We start from the raw sequence: 279 nt of genomic DNA on the forward strand, positions 1-279 counted from the left end.
CAGGCGTGGGTGACAACAATGTGGTGGAAGGCAATAGCTTAAGCTACACCGTGACCTTGACGGGCAGCACCACGATTGCCTCGACCTATGCGTACAGCTTGGGTGGCGGTACAGCGACAGCAACGAGCGACTACAACACCACCCCAACGTTCAGCAATGGCGTGAGCTTGGTCGGTAGCAACTTGATCGTCCCAGCGGGCGTGTCCAGCTTCACGGTCACGGTCGCGACAATTAATGACACGATTGTCGATAGTGCGTCACCAGAAACCTTGCCATTGG

General features: G+C 56.3%; 1 protein-coding gene. It reads left to right on the forward strand.

From position 1 onward, the window contains the following. A partial coding sequence (locus KDM90_RS17710; RefSeq protein ID WP_212676949.1) for a hypothetical protein occupies positions 1 to 279 on the forward strand: 279 nt, incomplete at both ends.

The sequence above is a fragment of the Affinundibacterium fentianense genome, assembly GCF_018139545.1.
GTDB classification, from domain to species: Bacteria; Pseudomonadota; Gammaproteobacteria; order Burkholderiales; family Burkholderiaceae_D; genus Undibacterium; species Undibacterium fentianense.